This window comes from Hymenobacter sp. UYCo722, assembly GCF_040547115.1.
In the GTDB taxonomy this organism is placed as follows: Bacteria; Bacteroidota; Bacteroidia; order Cytophagales; family Hymenobacteraceae; genus Hymenobacter.
This window is the reverse complement of the sequence record NZ_JBEPPC010000001.1, coordinates 248,508-265,407: the sequence shown is the minus strand read 5'-3', so window position 1 is coordinate 265,407 and position 16,900 is coordinate 248,508. Positions and strand designations below refer to the sequence as shown.

Below are 16,900 nucleotides of genomic sequence, written 5' to 3'. Positions count from 1 at the left end.
TTATTCCCACCCGCTCTCCCCTCTATCACTCACCCGCTAAAAACCCCGTCAGTTGCAGCTGACGGGGTTTTTGCGTTTGTAATAATCATCCAGCCATTGGTCTTCCGGCTGCGCAACAACCCGGTTAACGGTATTGCCGGGCGTGCAATAGGTGGCGGAGTGAAATTTGATAATATCCAATACTTTCGCTTGTAATTCAGGCGTTGGCTTGCCATACTCAATGAGCATATGGGCTGCCCATAAGTTAATAAAATAGTGGCCTTCCTGAGCCAATTGGAAGAATTCAGCCTCACGGCCACCTTCAAAATAACGTTGTGCTATCCCAATAATTTTCACATACGAGGTCTGGATTAGCCGATGAGGCATTGCAGGAAAAATATCTTTAAAATATGCCTCCCGGCATGCCAACAAAAATCACTCTCATCGCCAAATAATTTTAGATTGACTTCTATTTATCGAACTTGACTTTTCATTTTCAGCCGTCAGCAATTCGAAAGGCCAATAAACTTAGACGAATAACGCCTACTGCCCGAACTTCGCGTCCATGCTCACCTGCTTCGCCCCCGACCTTACGCCCACCGCTACCACCTATCAGCTTTCCGAGGAAGAAAGCAAGCACGCCGTGCGCGTACTGCGCCTGGGCACCGGCGATGCCGTGGAGCTGCTTGATGGTCGGGGCGGCCATTACCGCGCCGAAATCGCCGAGGCCAACCCCAAGCGCTGCCAGCTGCTCATCACCGCCCACGATGCCGTGCCACCCCGCCCCTACTTCACCCACGTGGCCGTGGCCCCCACCAAAAACGTCGACCGCATGGAGTGGTTCGTGGAAAAGGCCGTGGAAGTGGGCGTCGAGCGCATCAGCTTCCTGCGCTGCGCCCGCTCCGAGCGCCGCGAGCTGAAGCTGGAGCGGCTGGAGAAAATTGCCATCAGCGCCCTCAAACAGTCGGGCCAGGCCTGGCTGCCGCAGCTGGATGAGATGCAGGATTTTGCAGCTTTCGTGGCCGAAGTGACTCCCGAAACTACCTATATCGCGCACCTGGAGGAGGGCGAGCGCACGGCGCTGGCGCAGGTGGCCGGCGCGGGGCCGGGTTGCTGCGTGCTCATCGGGCCGGAGGGGGATTTCACCCCGCAGGAAATTGCGCTGGCGCTGGGTCGCGGCATCCGGCCGGTAACACTGGGGGCCTCGCGGCTGCGCACGGAAACGGCGGCGCTGGCGGCCGTGTTCACGGCGCAATTGGTGCGTGACTAATCAATTAAGATGCCGTTTAGATAATTATTTTGGCATACATCACTGCCAGTATGGAGGCAATGACTATCAATGAAAGCCACATGCCTTTTTTGGTCTTGCCATCTATGTGCTTGCTCCATTGGGTAACTACCAATGAGTAGCTCAAAAAGCCCAGCAGCAAAGTGCCGCTAATGGCTACTACTATTTTATCAGTAGATACATACACTAGTACCATGAGTACGAGGGTCGCTATCGGCAACAAGCGTAGGGCTTGGGTTGTGACCGGTAAACGTGGCGATGCAACTACTGGTAGAAACCGAGTAAGTTCTTTCTCCAAAGCAGCGGGATTTTCAATTTGGGCGGGAATTAGGATAGTTTGGTTTATCGACCTGCCCTTGACAGCATAGCTACCGTTAGCATCTTTATTCATTTCCTGAATTTCTTCACTAGCGAGCCAAATGATGGGCGTATTTGCTTGCTCCCGCGTGATTCCTTGCTCATCAACGATGAGGCGGTAGCTAAAGAAAAGCGCTTTTTGCCGTTGAATTCCCCGGTAAATTCCAGCGCCAAACAGTACGAGAAACAGCGGAATCATGACGAGCCAGAAGCTAGGCGTATCCTGCTGCGAATTATTAAAATAACTCATTCCTACCCCAACCATCATCGCTAATACCAATAGAGGCATTCCCCTGACAATAATCATTTTTTGCACCTCACCAAAGCGACTTTTTTCTAACTCAAATTGCAGAACACTCATGCTGACTAATAGAATGATACTAGTTATGTAATGATTAGAAAACGAAATACTGATAGCGGCACTATTATACCATCTTAAATAGTAGCCGATGCATCTGCCTGCGTGTCCAATCCTGCCAGCGCTGCTGCCGCCTCTGCCGCTTTTTTCGCTAGCTTCTTCTTGCGCCACGGGGCGTCCTGCTCCCAGTCGCCTGCCATGATGCAGCCGTAGGGCTGGATTTCGTCGATGACGATAGCCAGATTGAAATCGGTGATTTGCTGCTTCACGTCCTCGGCGTTTTTGTAGGCGCTGGGCAGCTCCGAAATATCGATGCGGTTGAAGAAAAAGCGGGCGTCGATGCCCGGCGTTTCTTCGGCGAAAATTTCCTCGTTGGTCTGGCCGATTTTACTGCGCTTGTGGCCGGTGCGGCTCAGGTTACGGCCCGCGCCGTGGGGCGCGAAACCCAGGTTGCTGGCCGTGGTATCGCCGTTCACGATAAGAATGGGCTGGGCCATGTTGAGCGGGATAATGCGCGGGCCGGTGATGTCGGGCATGAACTTTGGGTCGAGCGGGGTCGCACCTTTGGCGTGGTAGAATACGTCGCCATCACGGAACACGAAGTTATGCTCGTTCCAATAGCGCTGCTGCACGGCCGCTTCCAGCTTGGCGGCAATGGCCTCGTGCAGCACCTCGTGGTTGCGCTTGGTCCACTTGCGCACGGTTTGCAGGGCGTTCCAGTAGTTCACGCCTTCGGGCGTTTCACTGGGAATCCAGGCGTTGGCGGGCGCAGTTTCGGGCGAGATTTCGCGGCGAAAAAATTCGGCTACTTTCATGCCGTGGCCATAGAGCATAGCGCCCACGCCCCGCGAGCCATGGTGGGTCACGAGCATGGTGTCGCCGGTGTTTTTGGAGACGCCGACGTACAGAAAGTGGTTGCCATCGCCCTGGGTGCCCAGGTGCTCGCGGGCCATTCTCAGGCTGCGCTCGGAGTTCAGAAACGGGTTGGCTAGCATCTCGGCCAGAATTTCAGCGGGCAGCTCAAACTGATTTTCCGCTGGCCGGCCGCCGGGGCCGAAGTGCGTGATGGCCTGGGCCACGTCGAGAACGGTTTTGGGGTCGGCTTTGCCCAGGTTGGTCAGCATCACCGAGCAGCAGATGTCGGCCGAGTGCATGCCGGGGTGAATGGCATTGCGCGTGGCCACCACGCCGCCCACCGGGATGGTTCCCAGTGGCCCGGCCGGGCAGGCATCGGGCATAATGGCCCCGGCCACCACCGTGGGCGTGCGCATCAGCAGCTGCATCGACTGCTTTACGTAGTCGATGTTGGCTTGCTCCACGACCGTATCGGCCCGGATGTTCTCGTAGAAAGCCACCGGCGCGGCCAGCAGCGGTATCACCGGCGCGGGCTTCACCGCATGGAGGTAGGCGTGCAGGGCGTCGCCTTCGAGGGCGTGGGCATTGATGTGCTCCAGTGCATCCTTGAACCATTTGCCGGGCTTCAGGCCCAAATCGAGTAAGTCTTTGCCGGTAATCATTGGTTGTTTATTTCAGCGATTTATCAGGAGACGGAACTACTTAAGCTGTTGCACAAAAGTAACTTTAGCAGCAAAGGCGGCCATGCTTCATCTGGCGTCCGCTTGTCGAAGCATGGCGTTCTGCACGACTACTTAAGCGGCAGCGGCCGGCTCGGTTGCCGCCGCCGGTACGGGCGTGGCTTGGTAAAAGGCCTGCATAAACCGGCTGCGGTACACCAGCGCCATCACCAGGGCCACGGCTCCGTTGAAGGCGAACCCGAGGGCCAGGCCGAAGGCGTGCATCAGCGGCACTTCGGCGTGGCCGTTCAGCCAGCCCCGGTAGAAGCTGAAGGTTTCGGCAAGTACCAGCAGCGGCAGCAGCCAGAGCAGCCGGCGGCGCGCCGCGTCGGAGCGATTTATCATGCGCATCGCCGTGAGCAGCGTGAGCAGGGCCAGGCCAATGTGCAGCAGGTAGAGCAGCCAGTGCACTTCGCCGGGCACGTAGCCCACGGCATGGCCGAATTTCTGGTGGGCGGCTTCCCAGTGGCTCACCAGCCAGCCCACCTGCCCGAAAATGCTGGCATACGCCTGCACCAGCAGCGCCAGGCAGACAGCCTGCCACACTTTAGCCTTGCCGTGTTGGCCGGCGTCCTGCTGATAATTATAGTAGAGGCCGATGGCCAGAATAAGCAGGGCAATGACTTTAAAGCCGTTCATGAATAATTGCCGGAGAGTTGGTTGGACCGGACGAAAGTAAGCCGACGCGGGCAATTCCCTACCGTGCCAGTCGGCTTCAGCTGCGCCGGCGGCCAGGAACGAATGGGCTACTTGCCCAGCCCCGCTGTTGCCGGCACTTCCGCCCTCCGCCCTGAACTTTCGGCCCGGCCCCGTACTTTGTCAACCGGGGCCCAACGCCCGCATCCGTTATGTTCAAGTCCCTGCTCCTTTCTTTCGCCCTGCTGCTTACCCTCACGGCCGCTGCGCCCGCGCCCAGCTTCCGCATCGCTAAGCTGCATTACGGCGGCGGCGGCGACTGGTACGCCAACAAAACCTCGCTGCCCAACCTCATCCAGTTCTGCAACCAGACGCTGCACGCCAACATTGCGCCCGATGAAGCCACCGTGGAGCTCGACGCGCCCGAGCTGCTGAGCTACCCCTTTATTCACATGACCGGGCACGGCAACGTGAGCTTCACCGATGCCGAGGCCCGCAACCTGCGCCGCTACCTCACGGGCGGCGGCTTTCTGCACATCGACGATAATTATGGGCTTGATAAATTCATTCGGCCCGAAATGAAGAAGGTGTTTCCCGAGCTCGAGTTCGTAGAGCTGCCTTTCTCACACCCCATCTACCACCAGAAATACCAGTTCCCAAGGGGCCTGCCCAAGGTGCACGAGCACGAGGGCAAGCGCGCCCAGGGGTTCGGCCTGCTTTATAAAGGCCGGCTGGTGTGCTTTTATAGCTACGAGTGTGACCTAGGCAACGGCTGGGAAGACGTGGGCACCTACCCCGAGGACTCGCCCGCCACGCACGATGCCGCCCTGCGCATGGGGGCCAACCTAGTGAGCTACGCCCTGACCCAGGATTAGCCAATGGTGCGTTTCCCGGGTTAACTATTCACTTTTGTAGCTTGAACTTCTCGCAAAACCCTTCGGCATCTCCGGCAGCTACTGCCATATTGCCCCGTCTGCGCCTCGAAACCCGGCCATACCATGATGCCATCGAAGCCAATGCCTTTAACCAGGGCCTGACGGCCGGCACCGTTACGGCCGCCCAAACGGCGGAATTTCTGGGCCGCATGTACGGCTTCGTGCAGCCGTACGAGGCCGCACTGCACGAGCACGCCGCGGCCTTCGGCCCCGATTGGCAGCTGGAACAGCGCTACCGCGCCCCGCTCATTCTTGAAGACCTGGCCCGGCTGGGCTATCCGGCCGAGCCGCCGGTGTGCCCCACGATGCCACCGCTCGAAACCCGCGCCCAGCTGCTCGGTTCCATGTACGTGCTCGAGGGCTCGACGCTGGGCGGGCAGGTCATTGCGCGCCAGTTGGCAGCGGCCGACATTGCCGGCCGTAGCTTTTTCGCCGGCCGGGCCGAGCGCACCGGGCCACTCTGGAAGCAGTTTGGCCAGCTGCTGACGGAAGCCGCCGCTACCGAAGACGCGGATGCCATCGTGGCCTCGGCTACTCTCACGTTCCAAACCCTTGCCGCATGGCTTACCCCGCAGTAAAACTGTCCGACGAAACCCTGCTCGGCCAGCCCATCACGCTCACCAACTGCGACCGGGAGCCCATTCACATTCCCGGCCTGATTCAGCCCTACGGCTTCCTGCTGTGCCTTGATGAGCAGACGCGGCTGGTGGTAATGGCCAGCGCCAACACCACCGAGCTACTCGGCTTGGCCCCCGAGGAGCTCGTGGGCTTCGGCCTGGGCCAGCTGATGGAGCCCGACCAGCTGCTGGAAGTGGAGGAGCTCTGGCCGAACATCACCGAGCAGGGCCGCCTGCTGGGCGTGCGCCTCGAGCGCGTGCCGAACCGGCCGTTCTACAAGCTTATTTTGCACCGCTACGATGGCCTGCTGTGGGTGGAAGGCGAGCCCGTGGCCGACAATAACGTCAACGCCTTCAACCTGCCCTCCCTCAACCTCACGCTGGGCAACCTGCTGAGCGCCACCACCACGCTGGAAATGTGCGCCGTGGCCGTGCAGCAGATACGTGCCATCACCGGCTTCGACCGGGTGGCCGTGTACCGCTTCGCCCCCGACGACAGCGGCGAGGTGATTGCCGAGGACGTGCGCCCCGACCTGCCGCCCTGGCTGGGCATGCACTACCCGGCCACCGACATCCCGAAGCAGGCCCGCGCCATGTACCTCAAAAACTGGCTGCGCTTCATTCCCGACGCCTCGTACGTGCCCACCGCGCTGGTGCCGGCCCGGCACCCGGCTAGCAACCGCCCGCCCGACATGACCTATTCGGTGCTGCGCAGCGTGTCGCCCATTCACATCGAGTACCTGCACAACATGGGCTCGGCGGCCACCATGACCATCTCGCTGATTGAGGACGGCAAGCTGTGGGGCATGATAACCTGCCACAACCAGAGCCCACGCCTGGTGAGCTACGAGCTGCGCGACTTGTGCCAGTTCCTGGGTAAAACCATGTCGGCGCTGCTAAAAACCAAGCAGCAGTACGACGAGTTGGCCTACCGCCAGCACATTGCCCTCACCCAGACGCGCCTCTTCGAACTTGTGAGCAACCAGCCCAACTTCGTAGACGGTCTGCACCGGTTCTCGCCTACCCTGCTCGATGTGTTTGACTGCGGCGGGGCAGCTATTTGCTTCGAGGGCGAAACCATTCGGCTGGGCCGGACGCCGACGCCGGAGCAGCTGGAGGAGCTGGTGACCTGGCTCCGCGATTTCGCCCCCGATGAGGAAATATTCAGCACTAATTCCTACGCCGACCTTAATCCGGCGGGACGTGTCATACGGGGCACGGCCAGCGGCATTCTGGCCATTCGGCTGGCCCAGGCACCCGGCGAATACATCTTCTGGTTCCGGCCCGAGCAATTGCAAACCGTGACCTGGGCCGGCCGCCACGAGAAAAACCAAACGACCGTCGACGGCCAGGTTTTTCTCTCGCCGCGCCAGTCCTTCGAAGCATGGAAGCAGACCGTCGAGAACTCGGCCGTGGCCTGGCAGCCACTGGAGCTGCAAGCCGCCCGCGACATTCGCCTCTACATCTCCGACGTGCGGCTGAAGATTTTCAATGAGCTGCAGGCCCAGGCCCGCAGCCTGGCCGCCCTCAACACCGAGCTTGAGCGCAGCAACGACGAGCTTGATTCGTTCGCCTACGTGGCTTCGCACGACCTCAAGGAGCCCCTGCGCGGCATCCACAACTACTCGCTGTTCCTGCTCGAAGACTACGCCGACAAGCTTGATGCCGAAGGTGTGAGCAAGCTGCAAACCCTGGTGCGCCTGAGCAAGCGCATGGAATCCCTCATCGAGTCGCTGCTGCGAATTTCGCGCGTGGGCCGCGAGGAACTGAGCGTGCAGGAAGTGGACCTGAATGAGCTGCTGGCCGGGGTAATTGACCTGCTGACGCCCCGCTTCGAACAAACCGGCACTACCGTGGCCGTGCCCGCCCCCTTGCCCACCCTGCGCTGCGACCCGGTGCGCCTGGGCGAGGTGTTCATCAACCTGCTTACCAACGCCATGCGGTACAACGACCGGGCGGAAAAACACGTAGAAGTTGGCGTGGCCGAGGCCGACCATCCTCCCTATCAGCGGCCGGTCGATACCACTGCATTTCTGGTGCTGTACGTGAAAGACAACGGCATTGGCATCGATTCGCGCCACCACGAGAATATTTTCCGTATTTTTAAACGGCTGCACAGCCAGGAGAAATACGGCGGTGGCACCGGCGCTGGCCTGGCCGTGGTGAAGAAAATGCTGGGACAGCAAGGCGGCGACGTATGGGTCGAATCGGAACCGGGCCAGGGCGCAACCTTCTATTTTACGATTTCTAAGCTGTTATAAGTGACTCATTCCCTCAAACCCGTATTGATTGTGGAGGACAGCGCCGAGGATTTCACGGCCCTGGGCCGCGCCTTCCGCAAGCACGCCCTGCAAAACCCCGTTTTTCGGTGCGAAGACGGCGACCAGGCTCTCGACTATCTGATGGGCTTCGGCAACCGCGACGCGTGGCCCGCGACCCTGCCGGCCATCATCCTGCTCGACCTGAACATGCCCGGCACCGACGGCCGCACCGTGCTCGGCAAACTCAAAGAAACTCCCCGGCTGAATCATATCCCGGTCATCGTCTTCACCACGTCGTCCAACCTCAAAGATATCAACGAGTGCTACCGCCTGGGGGCCAACAGCTACGTCACCAAACCGGTCGATTATTTTGCCTTGGAAGAAAAAGTTCGACTTATTGTGCAATATTGGCTGGAATCCAACGAGTTGCCCTCCATTAATTAGCAGCAGGCCAATTCCCCATCCGCGTGAAAAAGATACTGATTATCGAGGACAACACGCAGGACCGCATGCTCTACCGGCGTTTTCTGGGCCCGCTGCCGGGCCAGGAGGGCCTGGAAATCCACGAAGCCCCGAACGGCATCGAAGGCTTGCTTCGATTTCGGGAAGTACAGCCCGATTGCGTGTTGCTCGACTACAACCTGCCCGATACCGATGGCCTGACCATGCTGGCCCAAATGGCCGAAGTCGTGCCCATGCAGACGCTGTGCGTGGTGATGATAACCGGCGTGGGCAGCGAAAGCCTGGCCGTGCGCGTCCTCAACAGCGGGGCCATCGACTACCTCGTCAAGCAGCAATTCGACCGCGAGCTACTCAACAAAACCATTCGCTTCGCCATCGAGAAAAACGAATGGCGCCAGTATGAGAGCCGCTACCACGGCGAGCTGCGAGGTATCAACCGCCAGTTGCGCGACTCGCTGGCCGAACTCACCCGCACCCGCCAGGCCCTCGACGAGCGCAACGACCAGCTCAACGCCGCCAACGAAGCCGTGGAAGCCCGTAACCGCAAGCTGGCCCGTACCAATCAGGACCTCGATAACTTCGTGTACGCCGCCAGCCACGACCTGCGCCAACCCGTGCACAACCTGCGCGGCCTGTTCGAGGAGCTGCGCCAGTCGGCCGTGTTTCAGGACCCGGAAGAAGCCGTTATCCTGCGCCTGTTCGACAGTTCACTCACCGGCCTCCATACCACTATCACCGACCTGGCAGCCGTGGTACAGGAGCAACGCCGGCCCGGCGAGCAGTCGGCCGAGCTGGTCGCGTTGCCCGCATTGCTACAGGAAATGCTGCAAACTTTAAACGTGGAGATTACGGCCTCCGAAGCCCGCGTCACCGCCGATTTTGCCGCCCTGCCCGACGTGAAATACGCCCGGGGCAACCTGAGCACGATTTTGCTCAACCTAGTCAGCAATTCCATCAAGTACCGCCACCCCGGCCGCCGGCCCGAAGTACGCATCCGCTCCTACGTGTTCGATGGCTGTCCCATACTCGAGGTAGCCGATAATGGCCTGGGCCTGAACCTGGCGCTGTACGGCAACGAATTGTTTCACCTGTTCCGGCGGTTCCATCCCGAAGCGGGCGACGGCACCGGTGTCGGCCTGTTCCTCGTCAACCGCATTGTGGAGTACGAAGGCGGCCAAATCGACGTGGAGAGCGAGGAAGGACAGGGCACCACTTTCCGCGTAAAGCTGTATGCTGCCGAGTCCGAGCCGAAGCTATTTTCCGAGCCCGTACACGATGCAGTCGCTTAACACGAGCTGGGCATTCGCGGAGTTGCGACCGATTAGCGGACGCCCTGGGCCGGGAAGCGGCCCGTTTTGGTGCGGTAGTAGGCTTTGATTCGGGCCTCGTCGGCTTCATAGTCACCGGTTGGCCACACGGCCTCGCCGATACCAGCTTCTTTTTCCTTGTAATCGAGGTAGCCCAGCCGGATGGGCACGTGCGCGCCCAGGGCGGCAAAGTAATAGCCCTTGCGCCAGCGCGGCTGGTAAGCCCGGGTACCTTCGGGCGTGATTAGGATGACCACCTCCTCGTGCGCATCAAATAGCTTCACCATGCCATCCACGAGGCTGTTGTTGCGGCTGCGGTCCACGGCCAGGCCACCAATGGCCTTCACCAGCCAGCCCATGGCCCAGTTTTCGGTCCACTCCTTTTTCACGGTGAAGCGCACGGGCACCCCCATCAGGTAAAACGCCGCCCGCGCCAGGATGATGTCCCAGTTGCTGGTGTGCGGGGCTGCAATCATCATGCTCTTCTTGATTTCCGGATTATGAATCTCGCCCAGATGCCAGCCGGCCACTTTGAAGACGAGCGTGGCCATAGCGTGCCAGAAGGGTGATTTTTCGCGTGGAGTCATGAACAGTAATACGGTACTAAAGAATCGAAAGAGCAGGGAAACGGATTTCGGCCCTAAGCCGACCCAACCGAGTTGCAAAGATGGGGGCCGCCCCGCAATACGCCCCCCCCGACCGGGCCTAGAGCAACGCCGCCAGCGTGGCCGCCTGCGACATCGTGTAACGGTAGCCAATATCGAACAACTCGGGGCCACGCTTGTAGCCCAGCGGGCGGTAATGGCGCAACTCGGGTGGTTCCAGCAGCAGATGGCACTGGGCTTTGCGGGCAGCGGTATTGGCATTAATGGCGAGTTGCAGCGTACGCTCGATGAGCCGGCGGAAGGTCGGAATGCGCGCCTCCGGGTTGATGGGATTGCAGTGCACGCCCACTACGCGCAGGGCAGGTTGGCCCAGTAGCGGCTCCACGGGCAGGTTATTGAGCAGTCCCCCGTCAACCAGCTGCCGGCCCTGGTACTCCACCGGCCGGTAGATAATGGGCACCGCCGACGATGCCAGCAGCGGCGGCAACAACGGCCCACGGCTGAAGTACACCGACTCGCCCGCCATCAAATCGGTGGCTACCAACGTCAACGGTCGGCTCAGCTGCTCAAACGTGAGCGTATTCCCCAAATGTTTCGCCAGCAGCTGCTCTACTGCATCGAACTGCAGCAGCCCAAAACGACTAAAGGCTGGCCGCGTGAGCCGAAACAAATTGGTCGTCAGCAGCAACCGCAGAATCTCGCGCGGCGCAAAGCCCGCCGCATAAAACACGCTGGCAATGGCCCCCGAACTTACCCCCGCCAACTGGCCAATGGGCAACTGCAATTCGTCGAGCGCGGCCAGCACGCCCAGGTGCGCGATGCCGCGCGCTCCACCCCCCGATAAAGCGAGCCCAAGTTGCGGAGTGGTCGGCTGGTGAATGGGCAGATTAGGGAGTTCGGAAGGCAACTGCACGTGCTTATCGGTCGGATTTAGTCCTGATACGTTGTTTTCCCATTACTCCGCCACTTCACCAACTCACAAATCCGCCACCCGCAGGGTTTGGTCGAGGCGCACGCCCTTGTCGGTCAGTATCACCGTGCAGGCCTCATTAGTAGGGTCGTGTTCGAGCAGCAACACCCAATTTTCGGCGGCGGCGCGGCGTAGTACCGCCTCTTTTTCGGGCATCGTAAGGAGCGGGCGCACGTCGTAGCTCATCACGTAGGGCAGCGGAACGTGGGCGGCGCTCGGCAGCAAATCGGCCATAAAAGCGAGTGTGCGGCCTTTGTACTCCATCACCGGTACCATCATTTTTTCGGTGTGCCCGTCGGCCAGAATAATTTCGCGGAATTGCGGCAGCGTGCCGGGCACACCGCCCGTCAGGTCCACAAACTTCAGATGTCCGCTTTCCTGAATCGGCAGAATATTCTCATGGAGAAAACTGGCTTTTTCGCGCGGGTTGGGCGTTACGGCCCAGTCCCAATGCGCCTCATTGCTCCAATACGTGGCGTTGGGAAAAGCCAGTTGAAGCGCCCCATCGGGCCGGCGCTGCACCGAGCCACCGCAATGGTCGAAGTGCAGATGCGTAAGAAAAACGTCGGTAATATCGGTGCTGGTGAAACCCAGCTTGCGCAGCGACTTCTCCAGCGTATCGTCGCCGTGCAGGTAAAAATGGCCGCGAAATTTCTCATCCTGCTTGTCGCCGATACCGTTGTCGATGAGCATCAACCGACCGCCATCTTCAATCAGCAGGCAGCGCATAGCCCAGGTACACATGTTGTTAGCGTCGGGCGGGTTTAGCTTCTGCCACATGCTTTTGGGCACTACGCCAAACATAGCGCCGCCATCAAGCTTAAATAAACCGGTATCGATGGTATGAATAGTCATTTTCAATTAAAAATTAAAAGTGAAAAATTAAAAAAAGGGGTGGCCAACCGCTTGTTGACTCATTTTTAATTTTTAATTCTGAATTTTTAATTTCCTATTCCACCACCACGCCCATCGCCGAGAACTTATCGATGCGCTGCGAAATCCGGTCGGCAGCCGGGATGGCGGCCAGTTCCTTCAGGGTTTTCAACAGCGTGCTTTTCAGCGTTTCAACCATCACCTCGGGTGCGGTATGTGCCCCACCCAGGGGCTCCTTCACGATGCCATCAATCAGCCCGGCCGATTTCATATCCGTCGCCGTTAGCTTAAGCGCCTCAGCGGCCTGCTCCTTGTAGTCCCACGAGCGCCACAGAATGCTGCTGCACGACTCGGGCGAAATCACCGAATACCAGGTATTTTCCAGCATCAGCACCCGGTCACCGATGGCAATACCTAGGGCTCCACCACTCGCCCCTTCGCCGATAATGACGCAAACCACCGGCACTTTCAGCATAAACATCTCTTTGAGGTTGCGGGCAATGGCCTCGCCCTGGCCCCGCTCCTCGGCCTCGAGGCCCGGAAAAGCACCGGGCGTGTCAATGAGGGTCACCACCGGCACGTTGAACTTTTCGGCCAGCTTCATCAGGCGCAGGGCCTTGCGGTAGCCCTCGGGATTGGGCATGCCGAAGTTGCGAAACTGGCGCTGCTTGGTGTTGTGGCCCTTCTGCTGGCCAATGAACATCACCGTCTGACCGTCAATCTCACCGAAGCCACCCACCATGGCCTTGTCGTCGCCCACGGTGCGGTCGCCGTGCAGCTCCACGAACTTCTCAGCCATTCCATCGATGTAATCGAGGGTGTAGGGCCGCTCGGGGTGGCGCGAAAGCTGCACCCGCTGCCAGCGTGTGAGGTTGGCGTATGTTTCTTTTTTGAGGTCTTTGATGCGTTTTTCCAGCGCCGCGACAGCTTCCCCTACTTCTACATCGCTCTCAGCGGCGAGTTTCTGCATTTCGAGGAGTTTGCCTTCGAGGGCGGCAATGGGTTGTTCAAAATCAAGAAGCATCATGAGCAGCGAATGGCTTGGCAAGTGAGTGGGAAGGCGAAAATAGCGGGGGAAATTGGTACGAATGGGACTTTGACCCACAACCGGTATCCGCAAATACCGTCTACACGGCAGTCAACAAAGGTAAAACATCCGTCGTAGCGACACGCGGCAAAAATTAATGTTCCTGAGAAACAACCCCGAAGCTTCCGAAAGACCCTATTTTTAAATAAATATTGGCCCCAGGTTTGCAGGGCGCAGTTTTATTATCCTACCTTTGTAACACCAAAACGGAAAAGCATACGGCTTCTCCACCCAGGCAAACGGTTTGGTAGTTCAGTTGGTTAGAATGCCGCCCTGTCACGGCGGAGGTCGCGGGTTCGAGTCCCGTCCAGACCGCCTTCGAATAGTACAATTTTCACTGTATTATTCCGGTACCGTTAGCGCAAAAACCCTCACAGTCAATTGATTGTGAGGGTTTTTTGTTGAGCTTATATTCGCTCCAAATGAGGGTACCTGGGGCTTGTATCGCATTTCGTATCGCAGTGCTCCTTGAATCCTTAGTTCCAAGTGATACCGTTGATGAGGGAGCTGATGGTTGTGTGGGACATACTGTAGCTGGCTGCCACGGCGCGCATGGACTCCCCTGCTGCCACCCGGCACCGAATGTCGGCTACTTGGTCAGATGTCAGCTTGGACTTGCCCACAGCTCCTTTTCGCTCAACTGGTGCCAGCGTGCGGCCGGTCAGTTTAGTCCAGGTTCTGCCCGCCTTGATTTTGCTCACTACTTCCCGGCTGACGCCGGTTTGTTCCGCGATGGTGCCATTAGCGATGCCCGCGCGCAGCAGAGCGTCGATTTCTAACACCACCGATTCAGTTAGCTCGGTTCTGGCGTGGCGTTCGCCAGCGGCCAGCAGTCCAGTTTCAGCGGCATGACGGGTGTTGCCGCCGCTGGTGGTCCACTCCAGGTTATCAGCGTGGTTGTTATCCCGGCTGCCGTCAATGTGGTTGACGATGTCGCACCCCTCAGGCTTGGAGCAGAACGCTGCGGCCACAATTCGGTGCACTCGGATTTGCTTGCCCTCCCAGGCTATCTGGCGGTAGCCGTTGTCGTTGTGTTGAGGTTTAACTAAGCCGTTAACTCGTACTTGTCCCTTGTTGCTTACTTGGTAGCCCACGAATTCCTTGCAGTCTTTCCAGATTTCGTTTTGATTATTCATGACCTTATAGGGTCGACCAGGACGAAAGTTTGCGACTGTTTTTTCTTTGCACAGCGTGCATCAGATTAATTTTATAAGCTCGATATTGCAATGCCCAAGCTAAAGCAAAGAGATAATGAGAATAGTTGTACTGATGGTAGTTGTCGCTTCTTCGTTGATGCCCTCCTGCAAGCAAAATGCCCAAGAGACCACTAGGGCATTTGTATCTGCCCTCAATAGGTCAGACAAGGATAAAATCACGCAGCTGTCCTCGGAGAAATTTACTTATTCTTTCAAGGGTGCAGAGAAGAAAGATTTATCAGAATTCTTAGATAAACTCGATGAAATAAAGGAACGCCAAATAAACTTTTCGCTGCTCGCCATACATGGCACCGATAGCGTGGTCACTACAGAGGAGCGTATCACGACTATGATGGATTCACTATTACAAGTAAAACCAACCATAGAAATACATAAAACTTATAGAATACAGGATGGAAAAATCAATTCCATTACGCTAGATTCGACTCTTTATGATGAAGAGCACGAGAAATCAACAAATGAAAAAGTCGCCGCTCTTAGTTATTGGGCTGTAGAGACCTACAGTATTCAAAACGGAGAAGGAATTGACAAAAATTACTCGAAGTACTTGACCGAGTACAGCAAGCTGTCTGTTTCCGATAAAAGGAAATACGAAACTTACGCGACATTAATGGGGACTTTTATATCCAAAGGCAACCCATTTTATCGAAAGTTGATTTTTAAAGGAAAAAGTACAGTTGTAATTGTTGATGCACTGTTTGGAATGAGCTATCCTTCTAGCTACGAACTTGATGAAGACTATATTAGAATTCGCACCGACAAAAGCGATTTACTTTTGCACATCAAGGACAATCGCACGCTCATTGGGGAAGGGTTCATTAAAGGCGTATTCAAAAAGCAGGGTTCCTAAAGGCAGTCTTGCCCATGTCACCTAATGCCGTTATAGCCCGCTTGCCCCCATTGCTGACTTGGTAGCCTGCCAATCCCTCGCAGTCTTTCCAGATTTCGTTTTGGTTATTCATTCCCTTATAGGGTCGGCCAAGACGGAAGTTTGATGCGCGTAGATGATTAGCCGCTTTGTCAGTCGGCCGGCTCGGCTTAGCCCATCGGGTAGCCACCTTGTTCGTTCTGCTAGCTTTTCGCGTCCTCTGAGGAGCCCAAATGAGTTTGGTAGCTACTGAGCTTGCGGACGGATTCGAGTACGATACGGGAGCTTATTTGGCTCAGCATGGATTACCAAAATCAGGAATCAATATGATACGACAGGTACGAAACCTACACAGATAATGGTAGCACAGCCTCCCTGCTCCTTGGTGGGCTTGGCCACTTGCTCTACCATCAGTAGGGCTGTTGGGGTTGATGGGTCTATCTTGCGAGCATGGAAAACTATCTACTCGAGGGCGAGGAATTGCTACAGCACTCCCCTAACAACGTCGTCGTACTGACAACTCACCGGATTCGCTACCACGCGGTCAATTCCTCACATGCCCACCTTGTGTCAGTCATGCTTGAAAAGGTTAGCTCCTGCGAGGTACGCTATCAGAGCTCCCCACTCCTGTTAATACTCGGGGTAACATTCGGCGTGTTGGGTGGGATAAGTCTTTTACAGTCTATGTTTGGTGGCGGCGAAATTGGGGCTGCAGGGCTGCTGTTAGGTGTTATTTTGTTGCTCTGCTACGTTATCACCCGGAAGCACATTGTCAGCATTGCTTCCGACGGCGGCGCCCGCATCGGCTTTGAAACCAGTGGAATGAAAAAGGAATCCGTCGTGTCGCTTATCAATAACCTGGAAAAAGCCAAGCATGAGCGCGTGACCACCCTCGCCCGGTCTGCTAATGCGGTATACGCCTAATTTCTAATTCACATCTTACCATGCCTACCAGCGACTACGGCGGCCAAGGTGCCCCAAGCTACAACGAGGGTGATTTCACCGTCAAGTATTACAAAACGTCGCCCATTCTTGGTCGCCAGGAGAAGCAAAAGCGATTTGCGCTGTACGATAAGGCAAAGGCGTTTTATGATGGCATCGATGAGTCAGCTGCCATTTGGAATACCACTCGTGGGGCGGAACTCTGCGAAGCGAAAGACTTGATAGCCTACTTTGCTGCTTGGCTACAACACAAGAAGCAACTGGGCCAGCGGAAGCAAGCCGTTACCATCGCTTCGGATTCAGCTAGTGCGCTGGCTAGGCTACACCATGGCACAAAAGGCACCGAGTGGAATCTGTTGAAAGACACATGGCGCGAGGTGACTCCAGAGGAATATCAACAACTCAAAAAAAGCATTGATGCTATGTAACCTTTTACGTGCCGTTGCTCGTTACCAAATCGCAAACACTTAAACTCGCTGACCAGAGGCGTTTTTTGTTTTTAGCAGCCTTGTATTATTGTGATAGCCCAAAAGCATAGAATAGCGAAAGCTCTCTCTGCGATTT

General features: G+C 57.1%; 18 protein-coding genes and 1 tRNA gene. 10 read left to right on the top strand and 9 right to left on the bottom strand.

Annotation, left to right across the window (positions count from 1 at the left end; genetic code table 11):
- Positions 1-48: 48 nt before the first annotated feature.
- Positions 49-336: a hypothetical protein gene (locus ABIB44_RS01185; RefSeq protein WP_354582788.1), complete on the bottom strand. Its 288-nt coding sequence runs from the start codon at positions 334-336 to the stop codon at positions 49-51.
- Positions 337-544: 208 nt separating this feature from the next.
- Between ABIB44_RS01185 and ABIB44_RS01180 the strand changes: the two genes are divergently transcribed.
- Positions 545-1,249 carry a 16S rRNA (uracil(1498)-N(3))-methyltransferase gene (locus ABIB44_RS01180; protein ID WP_354582787.1) on the top strand — a complete coding sequence of 235 codons (705 nt, stop codon included), beginning with the start codon at positions 545-547 and terminating at the stop codon, positions 1,247-1,249.
- Positions 1,250-1,265: 16 nt separating this feature from the next.
- Here ABIB44_RS01180 and ABIB44_RS01175 read toward each other — a convergent pair whose 3' ends face one another.
- From ABIB44_RS01175 to ABIB44_RS01165, 3 genes are all read right to left on the bottom strand, one after another.
- Positions 1,266-1,985, bottom strand: coding sequence for a hypothetical protein (locus ABIB44_RS01175; RefSeq protein ID WP_354582786.1), 720 nt, complete (start codon positions 1,983-1,985; stop codon positions 1,266-1,268).
- 74 nt (positions 1,986-2,059) lie between these two features.
- Positions 2,060-3,499, bottom strand: coding sequence for an RtcB family protein (locus tag ABIB44_RS01170; protein ID WP_354582785.1), 1,440 nt, complete (start codon positions 3,497-3,499; stop codon positions 2,060-2,062).
- Between the two features lie 132 nt (positions 3,500-3,631).
- Complete coding sequence (locus ABIB44_RS01165) at positions 3,632-4,195, bottom strand: hypothetical protein (RefSeq protein WP_354582784.1); 564 nt, start codon at positions 4,193-4,195, stop codon at positions 3,632-3,634.
- A gap of 209 nt (positions 4,196-4,404) precedes the next feature.
- Here ABIB44_RS01165 and ABIB44_RS01160 point away from each other — a divergent pair, with 209 nt between their 5' ends.
- From ABIB44_RS01160 to ABIB44_RS01140, 5 genes are all read left to right on the top strand, one after another.
- Positions 4,405-5,067: a DUF4159 domain-containing protein gene (locus tag ABIB44_RS01160; protein ID WP_354582783.1), complete on the top strand. Its 663-nt coding sequence runs from the start codon at positions 4,405-4,407 to the stop codon at positions 5,065-5,067.
- Between the two features lie 89 nt (positions 5,068-5,156).
- Positions 5,157-5,705: a biliverdin-producing heme oxygenase gene (locus ABIB44_RS01155; protein ID WP_354582782.1), complete on the top strand. Its 549-nt coding sequence runs from the start codon at positions 5,157-5,159 to the stop codon at positions 5,703-5,705.
- Entirely contained in the window at positions 5,687-8,005 is a 2,319-nt protein-coding gene (locus ABIB44_RS01150) for an ATP-binding protein (protein WP_354582781.1), read from the top strand. Before ABIB44_RS01155 ends, ABIB44_RS01150 begins: the two co-directional genes overlap by 19 nt.
- Positions 8,006-8,449, top strand: a complete 444-nt coding sequence (locus ABIB44_RS01145) for a response regulator (RefSeq protein ID WP_354582780.1) — start codon at positions 8,006-8,008, stop codon at positions 8,447-8,449. It begins immediately after the preceding gene.
- A 23-nt stretch (positions 8,450-8,472) separates the two neighbouring features.
- A complete protein-coding gene (locus ABIB44_RS01140) occupies positions 8,473-9,756 on the top strand; it encodes a response regulator (RefSeq protein ID WP_354582779.1) in 1,284 nt (427 codons plus the stop codon).
- Between the two features lie 32 nt (positions 9,757-9,788).
- Here ABIB44_RS01140 and ABIB44_RS01135 read toward each other — a convergent pair whose 3' ends face one another.
- From ABIB44_RS01135 to ABIB44_RS01120, 4 genes are all read right to left on the bottom strand, one after another.
- Positions 9,789-10,361: a 1-acyl-sn-glycerol-3-phosphate acyltransferase gene (locus ABIB44_RS01135; protein WP_354582778.1), complete on the bottom strand. Its 573-nt coding sequence runs from the start codon at positions 10,359-10,361 to the stop codon at positions 9,789-9,791.
- Positions 10,362-10,479: 118 nt separating this feature from the next.
- On the bottom strand, positions 10,480-11,292 hold the full coding sequence (locus ABIB44_RS01130; protein ID WP_354582777.1) for a patatin-like phospholipase family protein: 813 nt from the start codon (positions 11,290-11,292) through the stop codon (positions 10,480-10,482).
- A 63-nt stretch (positions 11,293-11,355) separates the two neighbouring features.
- Complete coding sequence (locus ABIB44_RS01125) at positions 11,356-12,204, bottom strand: MBL fold metallo-hydrolase (RefSeq protein WP_354582776.1); 849 nt, start codon at positions 12,202-12,204, stop codon at positions 11,356-11,358.
- 94 nt (positions 12,205-12,298) lie between these two features.
- Complete coding sequence (locus ABIB44_RS01120) at positions 12,299-13,246, bottom strand: acetyl-CoA carboxylase carboxyltransferase subunit alpha (protein WP_354583679.1); 948 nt, start codon at positions 13,244-13,246, stop codon at positions 12,299-12,301.
- A gap of 304 nt (positions 13,247-13,550) precedes the next feature.
- Here ABIB44_RS01120 and ABIB44_RS01115 point away from each other — a divergent pair.
- Positions 13,551-13,624: transfer RNA gene (locus ABIB44_RS01115), tRNA-Asp, on the top strand.
- Positions 13,625-13,785: 161 nt separating this feature from the next.
- Here ABIB44_RS01115 and ABIB44_RS01110 read toward each other — a convergent pair.
- Positions 13,786-14,445, bottom strand: coding sequence for an NUMOD4 domain-containing protein (locus tag ABIB44_RS01110; protein ID WP_354582775.1), 660 nt, complete (start codon positions 14,443-14,445; stop codon positions 13,786-13,788).
- A 133-nt stretch (positions 14,446-14,578) separates the two neighbouring features.
- On the opposite strand from ABIB44_RS01110, the gene ABIB44_RS01105 reads away from it, so the two are divergent.
- The 3 genes from ABIB44_RS01105 (at position 14,579) to ABIB44_RS01095 (ending at position 16,764) form a co-directional block, all read left to right on the top strand.
- On the top strand, positions 14,579-15,376 hold the full coding sequence (locus tag ABIB44_RS01105; protein WP_354582774.1) for a hypothetical protein: 798 nt from the start codon (positions 14,579-14,581) through the stop codon (positions 15,374-15,376).
- 468 nt (positions 15,377-15,844) lie between these two features.
- The gene (locus ABIB44_RS01100) at positions 15,845-16,318 is read left to right on the top strand and encodes a hypothetical protein (RefSeq protein WP_354582773.1); all 474 of its coding nucleotides are present in this window, start codon (positions 15,845-15,847) and stop codon (positions 16,316-16,318) included.
- 20 nt (positions 16,319-16,338) lie between these two features.
- On the top strand, positions 16,339-16,764 hold the full coding sequence (locus ABIB44_RS01095; protein WP_354582772.1) for a hypothetical protein: 426 nt from the start codon (positions 16,339-16,341) through the stop codon (positions 16,762-16,764).
- Positions 16,765-16,900 lie beyond the last annotated feature (136 nt).